Source organism: Bradyrhizobium sp. BR14999, from assembly GCF_056106085.1.
The window spans coordinates 7,007,470-7,027,492 of record NZ_CM148536.1 but is presented as its reverse complement, the minus strand read 5'-3'; the positions used below and the strand labels follow the sequence as shown (position 1 = coordinate 7,027,492).

Annotated in this window: 13 protein-coding genes; 12 read left to right on the top strand and 1 reads right to left on the bottom strand. The window is 65.5% G+C overall.

Annotated features, from left to right (window positions below):
* Nucleotides 1-222 precede the first annotated feature (222 nt).
* The 11 genes from ACR9YP_RS32840 to ACR9YP_RS32790 all read left to right on the top strand — a co-directional run bounded on the left by ACR9YP_RS32840 (nt 223) and on the right by ACR9YP_RS32790 (nt 16,395).
* Nucleotides 223-3,492 (top strand): transglutaminase family protein, encoded by a 3,270-nt coding sequence (locus ACR9YP_RS32840; RefSeq protein ID WP_474217865.1) that lies wholly within the window; start codon nt 223-225, stop codon nt 3,490-3,492.
* 27 nt (nt 3,493-3,519) lie between these two features.
* Nucleotides 3,520-6,045, top strand: a complete 2,526-nt coding sequence (locus ACR9YP_RS32835; protein WP_474217864.1) for a circularly permuted type 2 ATP-grasp protein — start codon at nt 3,520-3,522, stop codon at nt 6,043-6,045.
* Nucleotides 6,042-6,920: a transglutaminase family protein gene (locus tag ACR9YP_RS32830; RefSeq protein WP_438109891.1), complete on the top strand. Its 879-nt coding sequence runs from the start codon at nt 6,042-6,044 to the stop codon at nt 6,918-6,920. Before ACR9YP_RS32835 ends, ACR9YP_RS32830 begins: the two co-directional genes overlap by 4 nt.
* Nucleotides 6,921-7,133: 213 nt before the next feature.
* The gene (locus tag ACR9YP_RS32825; protein WP_130211834.1) at nt 7,134-7,961 is read left to right on the top strand and encodes an HD domain-containing protein; all 828 of its coding nucleotides are present in this window, start codon (nt 7,134-7,136) and stop codon (nt 7,959-7,961) included.
* 125 nt (nt 7,962-8,086) lie between these two features.
* Nucleotides 8,087-8,977 carry an alpha/beta fold hydrolase gene (locus tag ACR9YP_RS32820; protein ID WP_474217863.1) on the top strand — a complete coding sequence of 297 codons (891 nt, stop codon included), beginning with the start codon at nt 8,087-8,089 and terminating at the stop codon, nt 8,975-8,977.
* Between the two features lie 135 nt (nt 8,978-9,112).
* Nucleotides 9,113-9,739, top strand: a complete 627-nt coding sequence (gene folE / locus ACR9YP_RS32815) for a GTP cyclohydrolase I FolE (protein WP_370985202.1) — start codon at nt 9,113-9,115, stop codon at nt 9,737-9,739.
* Nucleotides 9,740-9,770: 31 nt separating this feature from the next.
* Entirely contained in the window at nt 9,771-11,294 is a 1,524-nt protein-coding gene (locus tag ACR9YP_RS32810) for an FAD-dependent oxidoreductase (RefSeq protein WP_438109889.1), read from the top strand.
* A gap of 128 nt (nt 11,295-11,422) precedes the next feature.
* The gene (locus ACR9YP_RS32805; RefSeq protein WP_128939008.1) at nt 11,423-11,998 is read left to right on the top strand and encodes an HdeD family acid-resistance protein; all 576 of its coding nucleotides are present in this window, start codon (nt 11,423-11,425) and stop codon (nt 11,996-11,998) included.
* A 127-nt stretch (nt 11,999-12,125) separates the two neighbouring features.
* On the top strand, nt 12,126-13,334 hold the full coding sequence (locus tag ACR9YP_RS32800) for an ABC transporter substrate-binding protein (RefSeq protein WP_438109887.1): 1,209 nt from the start codon (nt 12,126-12,128) through the stop codon (nt 13,332-13,334).
* A 243-nt stretch (nt 13,335-13,577) separates the two neighbouring features.
* Nucleotides 13,578-14,810, top strand: a complete 1,233-nt coding sequence (locus ACR9YP_RS32795; protein WP_438109885.1) for an acyl-CoA dehydrogenase family protein — start codon at nt 13,578-13,580, stop codon at nt 14,808-14,810.
* A gap of 106 nt (nt 14,811-14,916) precedes the next feature.
* Nucleotides 14,917-16,395 (top strand): hypothetical protein, encoded by a 1,479-nt coding sequence (locus ACR9YP_RS32790; RefSeq protein ID WP_438109883.1) that lies wholly within the window; start codon nt 14,917-14,919, stop codon nt 16,393-16,395.
* A 47-nt stretch (nt 16,396-16,442) separates the two neighbouring features.
* Here ACR9YP_RS32790 and ACR9YP_RS32785 read toward each other — a convergent pair whose 3' ends face one another.
* Nucleotides 16,443-18,182 (bottom strand): methyl-accepting chemotaxis protein, encoded by a 1,740-nt coding sequence (locus tag ACR9YP_RS32785; protein WP_474217862.1) that lies wholly within the window; start codon nt 18,180-18,182, stop codon nt 16,443-16,445.
* Between the two features lie 323 nt (nt 18,183-18,505).
* On the opposite strand from ACR9YP_RS32785, the gene ACR9YP_RS32780 reads away from it, so the two are divergent.
* Nucleotides 18,506-19,888, top strand: coding sequence for an ethanolamine ammonia-lyase subunit EutB (locus tag ACR9YP_RS32780; protein WP_438109881.1), 1,383 nt, complete (start codon nt 18,506-18,508; stop codon nt 19,886-19,888).
* Nucleotides 19,889-20,023 lie beyond the last annotated feature (135 nt).

Sequence of the window (20,023 nt, the reverse complement as noted above, 5' to 3'; positions counted from 1 at the left end):
TATCCTCACGAACGGCCTTGCGAGCGGAGACATACCCCTCATCCGGCGCTTCGCGCCACCTTCTCCCACAAGGGGAGAAGGGAAGGCGCCGCCGACGTACCGAATAGCGCCCCACAAACACTCGCTCCGCACCTTACCTAGGCACGGTCTGCCCGTTGTTAGTGCTTGATCGCATTGACATCAGGTGTTCTGCTCAAAAAAGCTGCCGGAGCACCGCACCCCGTGTCGATCTACGTCGCATTACACCACGTCACGCACTACCAATACGACCGCCCGATCGATCTCGGCCCGCAGACCATCCGCCTGCGCCCGGCGCCGCATACGCGCACACCGATCCTGAGCTATTCGCTCAAGGTCACACCATCCAATCATTTCGTGAACTGGCAGCAGGATCCGCAAGGCAACTGGCTCGCCCGCTATGTCTTTCCGGAGAAGACGACCGAGCTGAAATTCGAGGTCAATTTCACGACGCAGATGACCGTGGTCAATCCGTTCGACTTCTTCGTCGAGCCCTATGCCGACAGTTTTCCGTTCGACTATCCGAAGGACCTGAAGACGGAGCTTGCGCCGTATCTCGAGACCATCAAACCCGATCGCCTGTTTGCGAAATATCTCGATACGATCCCGCACGAAGCGCCGAACACCGTCAACTTCCTGGTCGAGCTCAATCGCGAGCTGCAGAAGAAGATCCGCTACATTATCCGCATGGAGCCGGGCGTGCAGACGCCGGAGGAGACGCTCGCCTCCGGCGCCGGCTCGTGCCGCGACTCCGCCTGGCTCTTGATCCAGACGCTGCGCCATCTCGGGCTCGCCGCGCGCTTCGTCTCCGGCTATCTCATTCAGATCCGTCCTGACATCGATCCGATCGAGGGACCGCCGGAGGTGGAGAACGACTTCACCGATCTGCACGCCTGGGCCGAGGTTTACCTGCCGGGCGCGGGCTGGATCGGTTTTGACGCGACCTCCGGCATGCTCGCAGGCGAGGGGCACATCCCGGTTGCGGCGACGCCGCACTATCGCTCGGCCGCGCCGATCTCCGGCGGCGCCGGCTTTGCCGAGGTCGAATTCGCTTTCGACATGAGCGTGAAGCGCATCCGCGAGGCGCCGCGCATCACAAAGCCTTTCTCCGACGAAGCCTGGACGCGGCTCAACGATCTCGGCGAGGAGGTCGACGGTGACCTCGCCGCGCAGGACGTGCGGCTCACCATGGGCGGCGAGCCGACCTTCGTCTCGGTAGACGATCTCGAGGCAGGCGAGTGGAATACGGAAGCCGTCGGCCCCACCAAGCGCGTGCTCGCCGACGATTTGATCCGCCGCCTGCGCACGCGCTTTGCGCCGGGCGGGCTGCTGCATTACGGCCAGGGCAAATGGTATCCGGGCGAGAGCCTGCCGCGCTGGGCCTTTGGTCTGTACTGGCGCAAGGACGGCGTGTCGATCTGGAAGAACGCCGATCTCATCGCCAGGATCGAGAATCCCACGCGCCCGGAAGTGAGAGACGCCGAAGCCTTCATGGAAGGCACCGCCGCGCGGCTCGGGCTCGATCTCGGCTACATCATGCCGGCCTATGAGGACCCCGCCTATTGGCTGCAGAAGGAAGCCGAGCTTCCAATCAACGTCGACCCCACCGATTCCAAATTGTCCGATCCCGAAGCGCGCGCGCGGATGGCGCGCGTGTTCGACCAAGGCCTTACCACGCCGCGCGGCTTCGTACTGCCGATCCAGCGTTGGAATGCGCCGCCGCGCTGGCGCAGCGAGCGCTGGCCGCTCCGGCGCAATCACCTGTTCCTGTCGCCGGGTGATTCACCTTTGGGCCTGCGCCTGCCGATGGGCTCGCTCGGCTACGTCCCGCCGAACCAATATCCCTACATCGTCGAGCAGGACCCGATGGAGCCGCGGGACAGACTGCCGGTGTTCACCCGCATGGCGCGACCGCCATCGCCGCCGCGGACCGCCCCCGAGCATCTCAACACGGCGATTCCCGTGCGTACCGCGATGGCCGTGGAAATCCGCGACGGTGTGCTCTGCGCCTTCATGCCGCCGGTCGAGCGCATCGAAGACTATCTCGAATTGATCTCGGCGCTGGAAGACACCGCCGAGGAGATGCAGCTCCAGGTCCATGTCGAAGGCTACCCGCCGCCGTTCGATCCGCGCATCGAGGTGATCAAGGTGACGCCCGATCCCGGTGTCGTCGAGATCAACATCCAGCCGGCGAAGAGCTGGCGCGATGCGGTCGAGATCACCACCGGTCTCTACGACGATGCTGCGAAGGTGCGGCTGGGCGCCAACCGCTTCCTGGTCGACGGCCGCCACACCGGCACCGGCGGCGGCAATCACGTCGTGGTCGGCGGCTCCTCACCGCAGGATTCGCCGTTCCTGCGGCGGCCCGATCTCTTGAAGAGCCTCGTGCTGTATTGGCAACGCCATCCGGCGCTGTCCTATTTCTTCTCCGGCCTGTTCATCGGCCCGACCAGCCAGGCGCCGCGCATCGACGAAGCCAGGCACGACAGCATCTACGAGCTCGAGATCGCGCTCTCGCATGTACCGCCGCCGGGCACCCAGACGCCGCTGTGGCTGGTGGACCGGCTGTTCCGGCATCTGCTCGTCGACATCACCGGCAACACCCACCGCGCCGAGATCTGCATCGACAAGCTCTATTCGCCGGAAGGCCCCACCGGCCGCCTCGGCCTCGTCGAATTCCGCGCGCTCGAAATGCCGCCCGATCCGCGCATGTCGCTGGCGCAGCAGCTCCTGATCCGCGCGCTGATCGCAAAATTCTGGCGCGAGCCGCAGGCCGGCAAGTTCGTGCGCTGGGGCACCGCGCTGCATGACCGCTTCATGCTGCCGCATTTCATCTGGGAGGATTTTCAGGACGTGCTCACCGAGCTGAAGCAGTTCGGTTATCCCTTCGAGCCGGAATGGTATCTGGCCCAGCTCGAATTCCGCTTCCCCGCCTTCGGCCGCGTCCATCATGGCGGCGTCACGCTGGAGTTGCGGCAGGCGCTGGAGCCTTGGCACGTGCTCGGCGAGGAGGGCTCGGCCGGCGGCACGGTGCGCTATGTGGACTCGTCGGTCGAGCGGCTTCAGGTCAAGGCCGAGGGATTCATCGAGGGCCGCCACATCGTCACCTGCAACGGCCGCCGGCTGCCGATGACATCGACCGGCCGCTCGACTGAAGCCGTGGCCGGCGTCCGCTTCAAGGCCTGGCAGCCGGCCTCCGGCCTGCACCCGACCATTCCGGTCCACGCACCCCTGACCTTCGACCTGATCGACACCTGGAACGGCCGCTCGCTCGGCGGCTGCGTCTATCACGTCGCCCATCCCGGCGGGCGCAACTACGACACCAAGCCGGTCAACACCTATGAGGCCGAGGCGCGGCGGCTGGCGCGCTTCCAGGACCACGGCCATACGCCGGGCCCGGTCCAGCCGCCGCCGGAGGAACGCACAAATGAGTTTCCGCTGACCCTCGACTTGCGGACCCCGCTCCTGCAATGAGTATGATGGTGGGGCAGGGAGAGGCGCATGGGCGAGGGCGCAGCCGAACAGGACGACCAAGCGGGCAGGGCGCAAGGTCAGCGTGACGGCCAGCGCCGCCTGGCGCAATGGGTCCGCGACTATAGCCGCCTGCCCGGCATTCCCGACGAGTTCCTGGGACCCGACGGCGCCCCGCGCGCGGTCTGGAGCCGCTTCTTCGACGCCTTCGGCGCGCTCGCGCCGGACGAGGTCGAGCGTCGCTTCGGCATGGCCGACCGCCATCTCCGCGAGGCCGGCGTCACCTATCGTGCCCCAGGCGATAGTGCCGACCGGCCGTGGTCGATCAGCCATCTGCCGCTCTTGATCGACGAGGCCGACTGGCAGCAGCTGTCCGCCGGCATCATCCAGCGCGCCGAGCTGCTCGAGCTCGTGCTGCGCGACATCTATGGCGCAGGCCGTCTCGTCGCCGAGGGCGCGCTGCCGGCGGCCGCGATCGCCGGCAGTCCCGAATATCTCCGTCCCCTCTGCGGCGTGCCGCCGCCCGGCGGGCGCTATCTCTCGATCTACGCCGCCGATGTCGGCCGCGGGCCCGACGGCCGCTGGTGGGTGCTCGGCGACCGCACCCAGGCGCCCTCGGGCGCGGGCTACGCGCTGGAGAACCGCCTGGTGCTCTCGCGCGCTTTCTCCGACCTCTACAAGTCGATGAACGTGCCGCGCGTCGCGCCGTTCTTCGAGGCGTTTCGCGACTCTCTGCGCGCGCGCGCCGACCGCGACGAGCCGCGCATCGGCGTGCTCACCCCGGGTAGTTTCAGCGAAACCTATTTCGAGCACGCGACGCTGGCGCGCTATCTCGGCTTCCTCCTGGTCGAGGGCGACGATCTCGCCGTCAGCGACGGCCGTATCCACATCCGCACCGTCGCTGGCCTGAAGCGGCTCGACGTGCTGCTCCGCCGGGTCGATTCCAACTCGCTCGATCCGCTCGAGCTTGATGCCTCCTCGCGGTTAGGAGTTCCCGGCCTGATCGACGTGCTGCGCAAGGACGGCGTCGTCGTCGCCAACATGCCGGGCTCGGGCGTGCCGGAAGCGCGGGCGCTGCTCGGCTTCCTGCCGGCGCTGAGCCGCCGCCTGCTCGGCGAGGAGCTGAAGATGCCGCACATCGCCACCTGGTGGTGCGGCCAGCGCGCGGCGCGCGATGAGGTGCTGGCGCGGCTCGACGAGGTCGCGATCGAGGGCGCCTACCGGCGCGGCGTTCCCGGCTTCGACAGCACGGGGCCGGTGCTCGCGAGCGAGTTGGATGCGAGCGACCGCCAGCGCCTGATCGATGCCATCACCGCGCGCGGCATGGACTATGTCGGCCAGGAGGTGGTGCGGCTTTCGACCATGCCGGTGTGGGAGCACGGGCAGCTCACGCCGCGGCCCTTCGTGCTGCGCGTGTTCGCCGCCGCCACGCCCGACGGCTGGGTGATCATGCCCGGCGGCTTCTGCCGGATCGCCGAGCAGCCCGATGCGCGCGCGGTGTCGATGGGCGACGGCGCCCGCGCCGCCGACGTCTGGGTCGTCTCGGACAAGCAGGTCCCGACCGCGACGCTGCTGCCGGCGACCGACAAGGTGCGCATCCGCCGCATCGCCGGCGTGCTGCCGAGCCGCGCCGCCGACAATCTGTTCTGGCTCGGCCGTTATCTGGAACGCGCCGAGGCGACGCTGCGCCTGGTGCGCGCGCTGGGCTCGCCGAGCGGGCCCAACAAGGGCACCGCGGCCTCGCTGCAATCGGCCGAACGCATCCAGCGCCTGCTGGTGGCCTGGGGCGCGATCTCGCAGACCTCGCGCGCGGCGCCCGGACCTATCGTCGCCGAAGCGTTGCAGAGCGAGGCGCGTTTCGGCTCGGCATTGTCGCTGGTCCGCGCGGCCCAGCGCACCGCGACCTCGTTGCGCGAGCGCCTGTCGCCCGATGCCTGGCAGGTCATCACCGAGATGACCGAGCGGCTCGCCTACGAAGTCGAGGACGACGACAGCGTCTTGAGCGCGGCCGAGCTGACCTTGCAGGAGCTTGCGAGCTTCGCAGGCCTCGCGCAGGAGAACATGAACCGCGCCGCCGGCTGGCGCTTCCTCGACGTTGGCCGCCGCGTCGAGCGCGCCATCAACACCACGCGCTTCACGCGCCAATTTGCCTATGACGAGGCCGGCGACGAGGATCTCGATATCCTGCTGACGCTGGTGGATTGCCAGATCACCTATCGCTCGCGCTATCTGCTGGCGCCGATCCTGGCGCCGGTGCGCGACCTCGCCGTGCTCGATCCCTACAATCCGCGTTCGGTGGCGTTCCAGGTGACGACGCTGAACGAGCACATCGCCGCGCTGCCAAGCCTGAAGGAGCACGGCCTGATCGAGCAGCCGCAGCGGCTTGCGGTGGCGATGCAGGCGATGCTTGCGACCGCGGAGGCCGAGAAGCTCGAGGTCAAGATGCTGTTTGCGCTGGAGCAGGATCTGCTCAGCCTCGCCGAGGCGTTCGGGCAGCATTACTTCCCGCACGGCCCCAATGCCGGCCGGCCGGAAAAGCTGACGGGGCTGGCGTGATCTACGACATCCGCCACGTCACGACTTACGAATATGAGAATCCGGTCAACTTCGCCCGCTGCACGCTGCGGCTGGAGCCGAGAAGCGGCAATGGCCAGGAGCTGATCTCGCACAGCGTGGAGATCCGTCCGCGTCCGGCCGAGCGCAATGTCCGCCGCGATTTCTTCGGCACGCTCACCGAGAGCGTGGTGATCGAAGCTGCGCACCGCAACTTAAGGATCGATTCACGTTCGCGTGTGTCCGTCTCGCGACAGCCGCCGGCGCGCGATGCCGCTAGCCCTCCCTGGGAGACCATTCGCGACGTGGCCTTCGAGGCGACGAGCCTCGGGCCGTCCTCGCCGGTCGGCTATGTCTTTGCGAGCCCACTGGTGCCGGTGCTGCGTCCGGTCAGCGCCTATGCGGCGGTGAGCTTTGCGCCCGGCGCGGGCATCCTCAAAGGCGTGGTCGATCTCATGCATCGCATCCGCAGCGAATTTCGCTACGATCCCAAGGCGACGGTAATTTCGACGCCGCTCGGCGAGGTCTTCGATAAGCGTCACGGCGTTTGCCAGGATTTTGCCCATGTGATGATCGCAGGGCTGCGCGGGCTCGGTCTGCCCGCGGCCTATGTCAGCGGCTACTTACGTACCATTCCGCCGCCGGGCCAGCCGCGCCTGCAAGGGGCGGATGCCACCCACGCCTGGGTGTCGCTGTGGTGCGGGGCTGAGCTCGGCTGGGTCGATTTCGATCCGACCAACGATCTCCTGATCGCCAACGACCACATCGTGCTCGCGGTCGGACGCGACTTTTCCGACGTCTCGCCTGTCGACGGCGTCATCGTCGGCTCGCCGAAACAGAAGCTCGGCGTCGCCGTCGACGTGCTGCCGGTCGAATAACCGCAATCTTGTCTGGACGCCGGCCCCTCTAGGATGTGTCGCCCCATCGCTGCAACCGCGATATGGCGGAGCGCAACTGCAATATATTTTCGCGTTCTCGTTCCGGGATTTGGTCCCTCGGCCCAAGATGGGCTATGCTGACTGGTGCGCCGAGGACAAGAATGAAACGTCGGGAGTTGGCGTGGAATACCATCGACAGACGGGGCTGCATCCATGATGACGTTACCGCGACTGGCGGCCGAGACCCTGGAGAAGTTGCTCGGTAGGTTCATGCGCCGCCGGTACGATGAGACGTCTGCCAGTATCGTCGAGAGCGCCACGCGCACCGCGATGGAATGCATCGGCAACAGCGATGCGCTCTACCACAATATCGAGCATACGATGCTGGTGACGCTGGCAGCCCAGGCGATCCTCAGCGGCCGAAGTCTTCATACCCATCTGTCGGCCGAAGATTACGTCCATGTCCTGGTCGCCTGCCTCGCCCACGACATCGGCTATGTGCGAGGCCTGTTCGAGGAGGATGATGGCGACGGATTCGTGATCGATGCGGCCGACACCAAGATCTCCCTGCCGCGCGGTGCATCTGACGCCAGCTTGATGATGTATCACGTCGATCGGTCGAAGCTTTATGTGACGCGCCGGCTGCGACATATTCCTGGAGTCGACCCTGACCGCATCGCCCGCGCCATCGAGGGCACGCGCTTTCCGGCCCGCGAGGGCCAGGAGTACGACGACGAAGCCTCGATCCTGCGCGCCGCCGATTTCATCGGCCAGCTCGGCGATCCCAACTATCTGCGCAAGGCCAACGCGCTCTATTACGAGTTCGAAGAGGTCGGCATCAACCGCCAGCTCGGCTACGACTCGCCCGCCGACATCGTCAACCGCTATCCGCAGTTCTACTGGAACAGCGTCGCACCGCATATCCAGACCGAGATCGGCTATCTCAACAAGACCGAAATCGGCCGGCAGTGGATCGCCAATCTCTATAGCAACGTGTTCCGCGCCGAACGCGACATCTCGCTGTCAGGTCCGCAGAGATAGATCGGCTCGTCGTCTCTTGTAGCCCGCATGGAGCGAAGCGGAATGCGGGATGCCTGCGTCCACGAATCCCGTATTCCGCTGCGCTCCATAGTGGCTACGACATCGCGTCAATCGGTGAGCAAATCATGCAACAAAAAACCATCACCACCGATATCCTCGACATCGCCTATCTCGACTACGGCGCGCCCGATGGCTGGCCCTGCATCATGGGCCACGGCTTTCCCTACGATGTGAACGCCTACGCGGAAACCGCGCCGTTGATCGCACAAGCCGGCGCACGGGTGCTGGTGCCCTGGCTGCGCGGCTACGGGCCGACGCGGTTTCGTGCGGCCGAGACGCTGCGCTCCGGCGAGCAGGCGGCGCTTGGCGCCGATCTGTTGGCCTTCATGGATGCGCTCGGCATCCAGCGCGCGGTCGTCTGCGGCTATGACTGGGGCGGGCGCGCGGCCTGCGTCGTCGCCGCGCTCCATCCGGAGCGCGTGATCGGTCTCGTCTCCGGAGAGTCCTACAACATCCAGAACATCGCCCGATCCATGGAGCCGGCCTCGCCGCCGGAGGAGGCCGCGCTCTGGTATCAATATCTCTTCCACAACGAGCGCGGCCGCCGCGCGCTGGAGCGCAACCGGCGCGGCTTTGCCCGCCAGCTCTGGGCGATGTGGTCGCCGAAATGGGCGTTCGACGATGCGACGTTCGAGAAAAGCGCGGTGTCCTTCGACAATCCTGATTTCGTCGATGTCGTGATCCACTCCTACCGCCACCGCTACGCGCTGGTGGAAGGCGATCCGGCCTATGCGGCAATCGAGGCGAAGCTTGCGGGCCAGCCGCAGATCCGCGTCCCGACCATTGCGATCGACGGCGATAGCGACGGCATCAATCCCGGCACTGCCCATCACGCCCGCAAGTTCGAGGGATTTTTCGAGCGCCGCGTCTTCACCGATGCCGGTCATAATCTGCCGCAGGAGCGGCCGGCCGAATGGGCGCAGGTCGTGCTCGACGTCCGGATAGCGGCCTCATAGAGCCCGTTTCTGGTCTCGCGGCTGGCTTGTCTGTCGTCCTTCCGATTTTTCCTGATCCTGGGAACCTTTTGCGATTGCAGCCGTCCAAGCTGTGGGGCCGCGTCTGTGCTGCGGCTCGTTGCAGGGAGGATCTAGATGAAGTCACAAGTGCGCAAGCTGGAACGTGTCGCGGTGGCGCAGAGGCCAAGCGAACGGCCTGATCGGGCGGAGGTCGAGCAGGCGGTCCGGACCATGATCCGCTGGGCGGGCGATGATCCCGCGCGCGATGGTCTGCGCGACACGCCGGATCGGGTTACGCGTGCCTTCGAAGAATATTTTTCCGGCTATGCGCTGGATCCGACCGAAATCCTGCAAAAGACCTTCGAGGAGATCGAAGGCTATGACGAGATGATCGTCCTGCGCGGGGTTCGCTTCGAAAGCCATTGCGAGCACCATATTGCGCCGATCGTCGGTCGCGCCTGGGTCGCCTATATCCCGCAAGGGCGCGTGGTCGGCATCTCCAAGCTGGCGCGGGTCGTGGACATCTATGCCAAGCGCCTCCAGATCCAGGAGAAGATGACTGCGCAGATCGCCAACACCATCAACGATGTGCTGGAGCCTCAAGGCGTCGGCGTCATCATCAAGGCGACGCATCACTGCATGACCACGCGCGGCGCGTACAAGCCCGGGACCGATCTCGTCACCAGTCGCATGCTGGGGGTGTTCCGTGACAATGCGCTGACACGACAGGAGTTGTTGGGGTTAGCCAATTCGGACACGTGAGCCACGCGGCGCGAGCCAAGGAGACGGTGCCATGACCGAGGACAACAAGCCGAGCGGACCCGATCTGACCAGGGGCGTGTCGCCTGCCGATTTCAAGGACGGCAAATTGCTCGGCCATGTCGGCGAGGAAGACGTCCTGCTGGTGCAGGCCGGCAGCGAGATCTTTGCGATCGAGCCGGCCTGCAGCCACTACCACGGCCCGCTCGCCGAGGGCCTGGTGGTCGGCGACACGATCCGCTGTCCCTGGCATCACGCCTGTTTCTCCCTGCGCACAGGCGAAGCCACCCGCCCGCCGGCGCTGAACGCGCTGGCGGTGTGGGAGGTCACGCGCGATCGGGACAACATCGTCGTTCGGCGCAAGCGCGAGGCACCGAAACCGTCGGCAGCACACCGCAGCGCGCCGACGCCGGAGAAATTCGTGATCGTCGGCGGCGGCGCCGCCGGCTTTGCTGCCGCCGAGACGCTCCGACGCGAGGGCTTTGCCGGCGCCATCACCATGCTGAGCAGTGACGGCGCGATGCCGGTCGACCGGCCGAACCTCTCCAAAGACTATCTTGCCGGCAACGCGCCGGAGGACTGGCTGCCGTTACGGCCCGAGGATTACTATCGGGACGCCGGTATCGATCTCAGGCTCAACACGAATGTTTCTGCGATCGATCCCAAATCTCGCAGCGTCACGCTGGGCAATGGTGACAGGCTGCCGTTCGACCGGCTTCTGCTTGCGACCGGGGCCGAGCCGGTGAAGCTCCAGATCCCCGGAGCCGACCAGCCGCATGTCCACACCTTGCGATCCGTCGCCGACAGCCGCGCCATCATCACGGCGGCGGGCAGCGCAAAACGCGCGCTCGTGATCGGCGCGAGCTTCATTGGTCTCGAGGTCGCGGCTTCCTTGCGCGCGCGCAAGCTGGAAGTCCATGTGGTCGCGCCGGAAGAGCGGCCGATGCAGAAGGTGCTCGGCGCCGAGATGGGCGATTTCGTCCGGTCACTGCATGAAGAGAACGGCGTGATCTTCCACTTGAAGGATACGGTGGAAAAGCTCGATGGCAAGCGCGCGACGCTGAAGAGCGGCGCGGTGATCGAGGCCGATCTCGTCGTGGTCGGCATCGGCGTCAAGCCGCGCCTCGCGCTCGCCGAGCAGGCGGGCCTTGCCGCCGATCGCGGTGTGAGCGTGAGCGAATATCTCGAAACCAGCGTGTCCGGGATTTTCGCCGCCGGCGACATCGCGCGCTGGCCCGATCCGCATTCCCGGCAAACCATCCGCGTCGAGCATTGGGTGGTGGCCGAGCGCCAGGGCCAGACCGCGGCGCGCAACATGCTTGGCAGGCGCGAACGCTTCGATGCCGTGCCGTTCTTCTGGTCCCAGCACTACGACGTGCCGATCAACTATGTCGGCCACGCCGAGAGCTTCGACGACATCGCGATCGACGGCAGCATCGAAGGCAGGGACTGCCTGCTGAAGTACCGCAGGGGCGGCCGGGTGCTGGCGGTCGCTTCGATTTACCGCGACCTCGACAACCTCAAGGCCGAGCTCGAGATGGAGCGGTCGCGCGCCTGACGCGCCGCATTCGATCTTGATTTGCGTCAATGTTGTTGCCGTCAGCGGCTGCTCTGCTGGCTGTCGTCCCGGATCGACCTGTGCTATCCTGGCGAGTGTCTCCGGGCTTCGCATGCAGGAGTGGCGTCATGACAAGTGCATCGGATACCTCCCATCGTCTTGGCCTTGGCTCGGGCATCGCGGCGCTGCATGCCAAATGGGGCTGGATCGTCGCGCTCGGTGTCATCTACCTCGTCGCCGGCTTCGTCGCGCTCGGCAGCGTGGTGATGGCGACGGTGGCGAGCGTGATCGTGGTCGGCGCTATGATGATCGTCGCCGGCGCGGCCGAGATCATCGGCGCATTTCAGATGAAGAGCTGGGGCAAGTTTTTGGTCTGGGCCTTGCTCGGCGTGCTCTATGTCATCGCGGGCTTCCTAACCTTCGAGAACCCGCTGTTCGCGGCAGTCCTGCTGACGCTGTTCCTGGGCGCATCGCTGGTCGCCTCGGGCGTCGTCCGGCTGTTTCTCGCTTTCAGCATGAAGCGCGAAAGCCCCTGGGTTTGGGTAGCGCTGTCGGGTGCCATCACGCTGCTGCTCGGCCTCTTGATCGTGGCGCGCTGGCCGGTGAACAGCGTCTACATCCTCGGCCTGTTCCTCGGCATCGACCTGATCATGGCGGGGGCCGGCTGGATCAGCCTCGGCTTCAGCTTGAAGCGGCGCCGCTAGCTGTGGAAGAGGCCATCAGCAACTCGACGCAAGACCATCTTGCGGAACTCCGCTGAGCTGGCGCGCTGACAAGCAGCAGCACGCCGCGCGCCCGCCTCGCGCGGACGATCATCATCGGGGAGAAACCATGAAAGCCGCTTTGGTCCTGGCCGCAGCGCTGGCTGCCTGTCTGTCCACGCCCGCCGCCGCGCAAAAATCCTACGGTCCCGGCGTCAGCGACACCGAGATCAAGATCGGCAACACCATGCCCTATAGCGGGCCGGCTTCTCCGCTCAGCATCACCGGCAGGGTGATCGCGGCCTATTTCGACGAAGTCAACGAGAAGGGCGGTGTCAACGGACGCAAGCTCAATCTCGTCTCGCTCGATGATGCGTTCTCCCCGCCGAAGACCATGGAAGCGGCGCGGCGGCTGGTCGAGGGCGAGGGCGTCGCCTTCATCTTCGCGACCATGGGCACCGCGCCGAGCTCGGCGATCGCAAAATACCTGAACAGCAACAAGGTGCCGCAGCTGTTCTTGATCAGTTCGGCCTCGAAGTGGAACGATCCCGCCAACATGCCCTGGTCGATGGCGCTGCCCTGGGCGCCGAACTACACCAGCGAAGCCGCGATCGATGTCGCCTATGCCCGCGCCAAGAACCCGAATGCGCGCTTTGCGGTGCTCTATCAGAACGACGACGCCGGGAAGGAATATCTGCGCGGCGTCAAGGAAGCGCTCGGTGCCGATGCCGACAAGGCGATCGCGATGGCCTCGAGCTTCGAGGTCGCCGATCCCACCGTCGATTCCCAGGTGCTGACGCTCGCCAATACCAAGGCCGATGTCTTCATGATCTATTCGGTGACGCCGCGCGCCTGCGCGCAGGCGATCCGCAAGGCCCATGAGGTCGGCTGGCAGCCGACGCGCTTCCTCGCCTCCGGCTGCGCCAACAAGGCGACCGTGATGGTGCCGGCGGGCGTCGATGCCGGCAAGGGCGTGCTGTCGCTCGGCGCGCTCAAGCCTTTCGTCGAGCAGCCGAAGGACGATCCGGCGATGTCCGCCTATATCGATTTCATGAAGAAACGCCTGCCCAATGCCGACGTCAACAACGTCGCCGGCCTCTACGGCTACACCGTCGCCGAGGCGCTGGTGGTGCTGCTGAAGCAGTGCAAGGACAATCTGACGCGCGAGAACATCATGGCGCAGGCATCGCACATGAAGAACGTGCCGCTGTCGCTGCTGATGCCCGGCATCACCCTCAACACCACGCCGCAGGATTTCCGCCCGATCAAGGACGGCTACATGCTCCAGTTCGACGGCAACGACTGGGTCGTGGCAAGCGAGCTGCTGCGCGGCACGTGAGCGGTGGCGAACGCCACAGAGACGGTGCACCCTCTCCCCTTGCGGGAGAGGGTGGATCGCCGCGAAGCGGCGAGCCGGGTGAGGGGTATGTCTCCGCGGGTCCAACTCTTATTTGGACGCAAGGAGAGATACCCCTCATCCGGCGCCATAGCCGATGCGGAGCATCGGCGTTCTCAAGGACGGCGGCCGAAGGCCGCCTATGCCACCTTCTCCCGCAAGGGGAGAAGGGAAGAGGAGGCCACCATGGACTTTCAACACACTCCCCGTTCGCTCGAGCTCCAGGACCGCGTCCGCCAATTCATGCGGACGCATGTCGAGCCCGTCGAGGAGCTCTATTACGAGCAGGTGAAGCCGGAGGCTGCGCGCTACAAGACGCCGCCTGTGCTTCAGGACCTGAAGCGGCTGGCGCGGGAGCAGGGGCTCTGGAACCTGTTTCTCTCCGGCGAGCACGGCCCAGATCTTCCCAACTCAAGCCTGACCAATCTCGAATATGCCCCCGTGAAGGAGATCATGGGCCGCATCCTCTGGGCGCCCGAAGTTTTCAACTGCTCGGCCCCTGATGTCGGCAACATGGAGGTGCTGGCAAACTACGGCACGCCGGCGCAGCAGGAGCGCTGGCTGAAGCCGCTCTTGGAGGGACGTATCCGCTCCGGCTTCTCGATGACGGAGCCGCAGGTTGCCTCTAGCGACGCCACCAACATTCAGTGCGAGATCAGGCGCGACGGCGGCGACTACATCATCAACGGACGGAAGTGGTTCACGTCAGGCGCGATGAACGAGGATTGCGAGATTCTGATCGTGATGGGCAAGACCGCGCCCGACCATCCCGATCGTCATCGCCAGCAATCCATGATCCTGGTGCCGAAGGCAACGCCCGGCGTGCGCATCGTCCGCGATATGCTGACCTACGGCTACGATGACGCGCCGGTCGGCCATCCCGAGATCGTCTACGACAACGTCCGTGTGCCCGCCGAGAACATCCTGCTCGGCGAGGGCCGCGGCTTCGAGATCGCGCAAGGTCGGCTCGGCCCCGGCCGCATCCACCATTGCATGCGGCTGATTGGCTGCGCCCAGCGTGCGCTGGAATTGATGTGCCAGCGCGCGGTTTCCCGCACAGCCTTCGGCAAGCCGCTGGCCGAGCAGGGCTCGGTGCGCGAGGACATCGCGCACTCCTTCTGCGAGATCGCGCAGGCGCGGCTGCTCACGCTGCAAGCCGCCGACAAGATGGACCGTGACGGCAACAAGATAGCGCGCGACCTGATCGCGGCCGCCAAGATCGTGGTGCCCAGCATGGCCGCCCGCGTCATCGACCGCGCCATTCAGATCCACGGCGCGGCCGGCGTCTCGCAGGACACGTTCCTCGCCCGCGCTTACGTCTACGCCCGCTTCATCCGCATCGGCGACGGGCCGGACCAGGTGCATCTGGCCGCGGTCGGCAAGGAACTGATCCGGCGGGGCGGGGTGATGGCGGGGTAGGGCTGTTACCCTCTTTTAGGGCGCGTACGCTAAAGACGCAGATGCCCGATGGATTCGGACGTCCGCTTAAGGCTCCACGGGCTGCTCTGAAAGAGAAGGTCGCGCCGTGGGTCTGCTAGATGACAAATTCAGCGCAAAACGACGTTGGATTGTCGTGGCTGCGATCCTCCTGGCGGCGCTGGTCACTCAAATCCCGCTCGTTCTCAACGCGGATTTGGGCTGGCTCCTGACTGCAAACGAAAAAATCCTGGACGGCCGGAAGCTTGGGATCGACCTCTTCGAGTCCAACCCGCCCCTGTCGGTCTACATGTACATGCCGGCGGTGATCCTGTCGCGAATGACCGGCGTTGCACCCGAATTCATCGTCATCGTCCTCGTGATTATCGAGATCGCCGGTGCGCTTCTGATGCTGGACCGAGCAGCTGCGGCCGCAAAGCTGGGAGCCCGGGAGCGAAGTATTTCAACGTGGTCGTTTGCGCTCCTGCTCGCAATTCTACCGGGTGCCATATTCGGACAGCGTGAACACATCGCGGTCATCGCACTGACCCCGTTTGTCGCCATCACCGCACTGCGCTGGCGTGGGCTCGATCCTGGATGGGTCGCGATCGTCGCCGGAGCGGCGGCGGGGCTGGCCATGAGTATCAAGCCCTTCTTTGCTCTGGTGGCCGGCCTCCCGATCCTCCTTGGCGCGCTCCGCCAGCGCTCTTTCAGGCCTGTGTTCACCTCGGAAGCATGCACGGCCGGCGCTGTCGTCATCGGCTACGGGGCGGTGGTCGTAGCGCTCTTCCCCGCCTATCTCTCCACCTATGCCCCGATGGTCGCCGAGGCCTATCTGCCGATCAGAAGGGAATTTGGTAGCCTGCTCCCCATTCCAATTGCCGTGATAGGCGCTTCCATCGGCTTCCTGTGGCTGTTTGGCCGTGAAACGCTCGAAATGCGCAGCGGTGCAATCCCTTGGCTGGGCGCAGCGATCGGCGGAGCCGCGGGTTTCCTTGTTCAGGGCAAGGGTTGGCCATATACGGCTTTCGCGCTTTGCCTGTTTGCGATTGCGGCGCCGTTGCTACAGGTTTGCACGAAGACGGTGCGAATGCCCATCGTGATCGGTGGCCTCGCTACCATTGTGGCTCTCGGGCTCTATTTGTCCTCACCGGCTCCGGGGTTTCCGCCGCTGCAGGAGCGTGTCCAGGCCGTCGTGAAGCAGCCGCGACTGCTTACGATCACCGACCACATCGGTCTGGGGCATCCGCTCGTCCGTCAGATCGGCGGCACTTGGGTAGGCAGCTCGTGTGCGCAGCTTTTGGCGGCCGGCGCAATACTGCGCGAGAACAGCTCGCAACCGACCGAAGAGGAGCGGGCGAAATTGGAAGGCATCATCAATTTCGAACGACGGCATTTGCTGGCGGATCTGCGAAACGGCCGCCCAAATGTCATTCTCGTGGATACCTATTTGCTGAGCACGTTCGAGTTTGACTGGTTGGCCTGGGCCAATTCGGATCCCGAACTGCAAAAGGAGCTCAGTCACTACCGCGAGGTCGGGGACGTCGGCCGCGTTCGCATCTTCGTCGATCAATCACTGCAACGATAGTCCGCTCTCGTTTTCGACTTTTTTCGCGAACGGGACTTGCCGTTCGTTCACCCGGCCTTGGCGATACGGCTGTCCGCTGCGCCTGAGCGCAGGTTCTGGAAGAATTTCTCCACCTCGCGCGACAGCGTGTCCGCCGTCTCCGTCAGGCTGCTCGCCGCCGTCAGCACGGAGGTCGCCGCCGTGTCGGTTTCGCCGATGGCATCGCGCAGCGAGGTGATGTTGGCGACCAGGGTCTCGTTGCCCTGCGCGGCGCTTTGCGCGTTGGAGGAGATCTCGCGTGTCGCGGCGTCCTGCTGGCCGATGGCGCCGGCGATCGCCGAGGTGACCTCGTTGATCTCGCGCACCGCGCCGCCGATCTCGCGGACGGCGTCGACCGCATTGCGGGTGGAGGCCTGGATCATCGAGACGTTCTCGCCGATCTCGGCGGTGGCCTTGGCGGTCTGGCCCGCGAGCGCCTTCACCTCATGGGCGACGACGGCAAAGCCGCGGCCGGCATCGCCGGCGCGGGCGGCCTCGATGGTGGCGTTGAGCGCGAGCAGATTGGTCTGTTCGGCGATCGCCTGGATCAGGTTGAGCACGCCGTCGATGCGTTGCGTGGCGGCGGCGAGACTCTCGATCTCGGAGATCGACTTCTCGGTGCGCTGGCCGGTCTGCTCGACCGCGCCGGCGGATTGCCGCACCTGGCGGCCGATCTCTTCCACCGAGGCCGACAGCTCCTCGGCGGCACTCGCCACCGCCGAGACGTTGTGCGAAGCCTGCTCGGTGGCGTTCGCCGCCGTGCCGGCGCGACTATTCGCATCCGCAGTGACGCGTGTGATGGTCTGCGCGGTCTCGCGCATGGTGGACGCGTTGTCGCTGAGGCCGCGCATGATGGCGCCGATCGCTTCGCGAAATGCCTCGACGGATTTTTCGATATGGCGGGCGCGCTCCTCGCGCGCGGCGGAGTCGTGCGAGACCTGGGAGGCGAGATTGCGGTTGCGGCCCATCGCCTCCTGGAAGACCTCGATCGCGCGTGCCAGCGCGCCGATCTCGTCGGCGCGGCGGCTGTATGGCACCACGACGTTCTCGGTCCCGTCTGCGACCTGCTTGATGGTCGCGGTGATGGCCGAGAGGGGCCGTGCGATCGAGCGGGCGATGATGACGATGCCGATCACGACCAGGGCCAGCGCCACGCCGCCGAGGCAGGTCAGGACGAAAGACAGCGTACGATTGGTCTCGGTCTGCTGGGCGATTTGCCTGGCGCGTTCGGCATAGACCTTGGAGAGCGCTTCGAGATCCTTGTTCAGCGCCGAGCGCACGCTGCGATTGGCATCGTTGTCGCCCCATTCGCGGCCCGCGGCCGCATTGATCTCGATGCCGCGGCGCACCAGCTCCTTGCGGAACTCGACGAACTGCTCGATGCGCTTCTTGAAGGTGGAAAACTGCTCGGCATCGTCGGCCTTGACGATGGTCTCCCAGCGCTTCACGACGTCGAGGATCTGCGCGTTGAACTTGAGCAGGCCCTCGCCGTATTTCTTCACCACGGCGGGCTCGGTCGACATGTAGACGCCGCGCGATTCCATCACGACCGCATAGACCAGCGAGTTGACGCGCTCGACGTTCTGAGCGGCGGCGTTGGCCGTCTCGATCGCGCTCGTCAGTTCCGCGCTGCGGCGGCTGTTGTAGTCGGACAACATCGCGATCGCCGCCGTGAGCAGCGCAAACAGCGCGAAGATCGCGTAGAGCTTGGTGGCAAGCGTGAAGCGGCCGGCGAGGCCGGCGGCATTCCCAGATCGGTCTGATGTCATGGTGTTCAAGGAGCCCGAGATGGCCTGAAGCGGCCGGTGAGCGCGGTCGTTTGAATTTGATGCAAAATTATGCAGAACGAAGATGGATGCGGCGTTAACGCCGCAGCCCCATGAAGAGCCGGCCGGTCGGCGGAAATACGAAATGTTTCAGCTGGTTGGGGATGCCTCATCGATCTCCGGCAGATCGTGCCCGGGGGTCCGGCGCGACGCCCCCAAACATAGGCGTGCACTGGGGCTGCCAAGAGCGTATTCCCTTGTCGTCGGGATCGCGCTCGAGATTGAGTTTGGACTCGGCCACTGGCCGATGACCCCTGGAGAGGCCCTTGGTCTACCGCCACACCATCGACGCCACGACCTATACGTTCCCGGACCTGCGCGACCTCCTCGCCAAGGCGACGCCGCCGCGCTCCGGCGACCGGCTGGCCGGGATCGCCGCCGCCAGCGCCGAGCAGATGATCGCGGCCCGGATGGCGCTCGCCGATGTCCCGCTTGCTCAGTTCCTCCAGGAAGCCGTCATCCCCTATGAGGCCGACGAGGTCACCCGCCTCGTCATCGACAGCCACGACGCAAGGGCCTTTGCGCCGGTGGCCTCGCTCACGGTCGGAGCCTTCCGCGACTGGCTGCTGTCGGACGCCGCCACGCCCGAGGCATTGAAAATGCTCGCGCCCGGCATCACACCGGAAATGGCGGCCGCGGTCTCGAAGCTGATGCGCAACCAGGACCTGATCCTGGCGGCGCGGAAATGCGAGGTCACCACCGCTTTCCGCAATACCATCGGGCTGAAGGGCCGGATGAGCACGCGGCTCCAGCCCAACCATCCGTTCGACGATGCCAGGGGCATCACCGCCTCGATTCTCGACGGCATCCTGTTAGGGGCCGGCGACGCCTGCATCGGCATCAACCCGGCCAGCGACGATCCCGCCGTCATCGCGCAATTGCTGCGCCTGCTCGATGAGATCATCGCGCGACTGAAGATCCCGACGCAGGGCTGCGTGCTCACCCATGTCACGACGACGCTGTCGCTGATCGGGCAGGGCGTGCCGGTCGATCTCGTCTTCCAGTCGGTCGCCGGCACCGAAGCCGCCAACCGCAGCTTTGGCGTCGACCTCGCGCTTCTAAGGGAAGCCCAAGAGGCCGGGCTGTCGCTGAAGCGCGGCACGGTGGGGCAGAACGTGATGTATTTCGAGACCGGCCAGGGCTCGGCATTGTCGGCGGGCGCCCACCACGGCGTCGACCAGCAGACCTGCGAGGCGCGCGCCTATGCGGTCGCCCGCGCCTTCGCCCCGCTGCTGGTCAACAGCGTGGTCGGCTTCATCGGCCCGGAATATCTCTACGACGGCAAGGAAATCATCCGGGCCGGGCTGGAGGATCATTTCTGCGGCAAGCTGCTCGGCCTGCCGCTCGGGGTCGACATCTGCTACACTAACCACGCGGAGGCGGACCAGGACGACATGGACAATCTCCTGACGCTGCTCGCCGCCGCCGGCGTCACCTTCATCATGGGCGTCCCCGGCGCCGATGACGTCATGCTGAACTATCAGTCGACGTCCTTTCATGACGCGCTCTATGTCCGTGACGTCTTCTCCCTGCGCCGCGCGCCGGAATTCGACGATTGGCTGGTGCAGGCCGGTATTGCGGGCGCCGACTTCCGCCTTGCCGGCGATGCAGGCCTATTGCCCGATTTTGCCTCACGGCTGATCGCGTGAGGCGGCGGAAACGCCAGCTCCCCAGGAAACTATTGGCGCCCCTCGCGAATTGAGTGGACGCCACAATATTGAGAAATTCCGGCAGCAGCGTTACGGTATGTGTCTGGCTGGCAATTTCCGCACCATCGGTCGAGC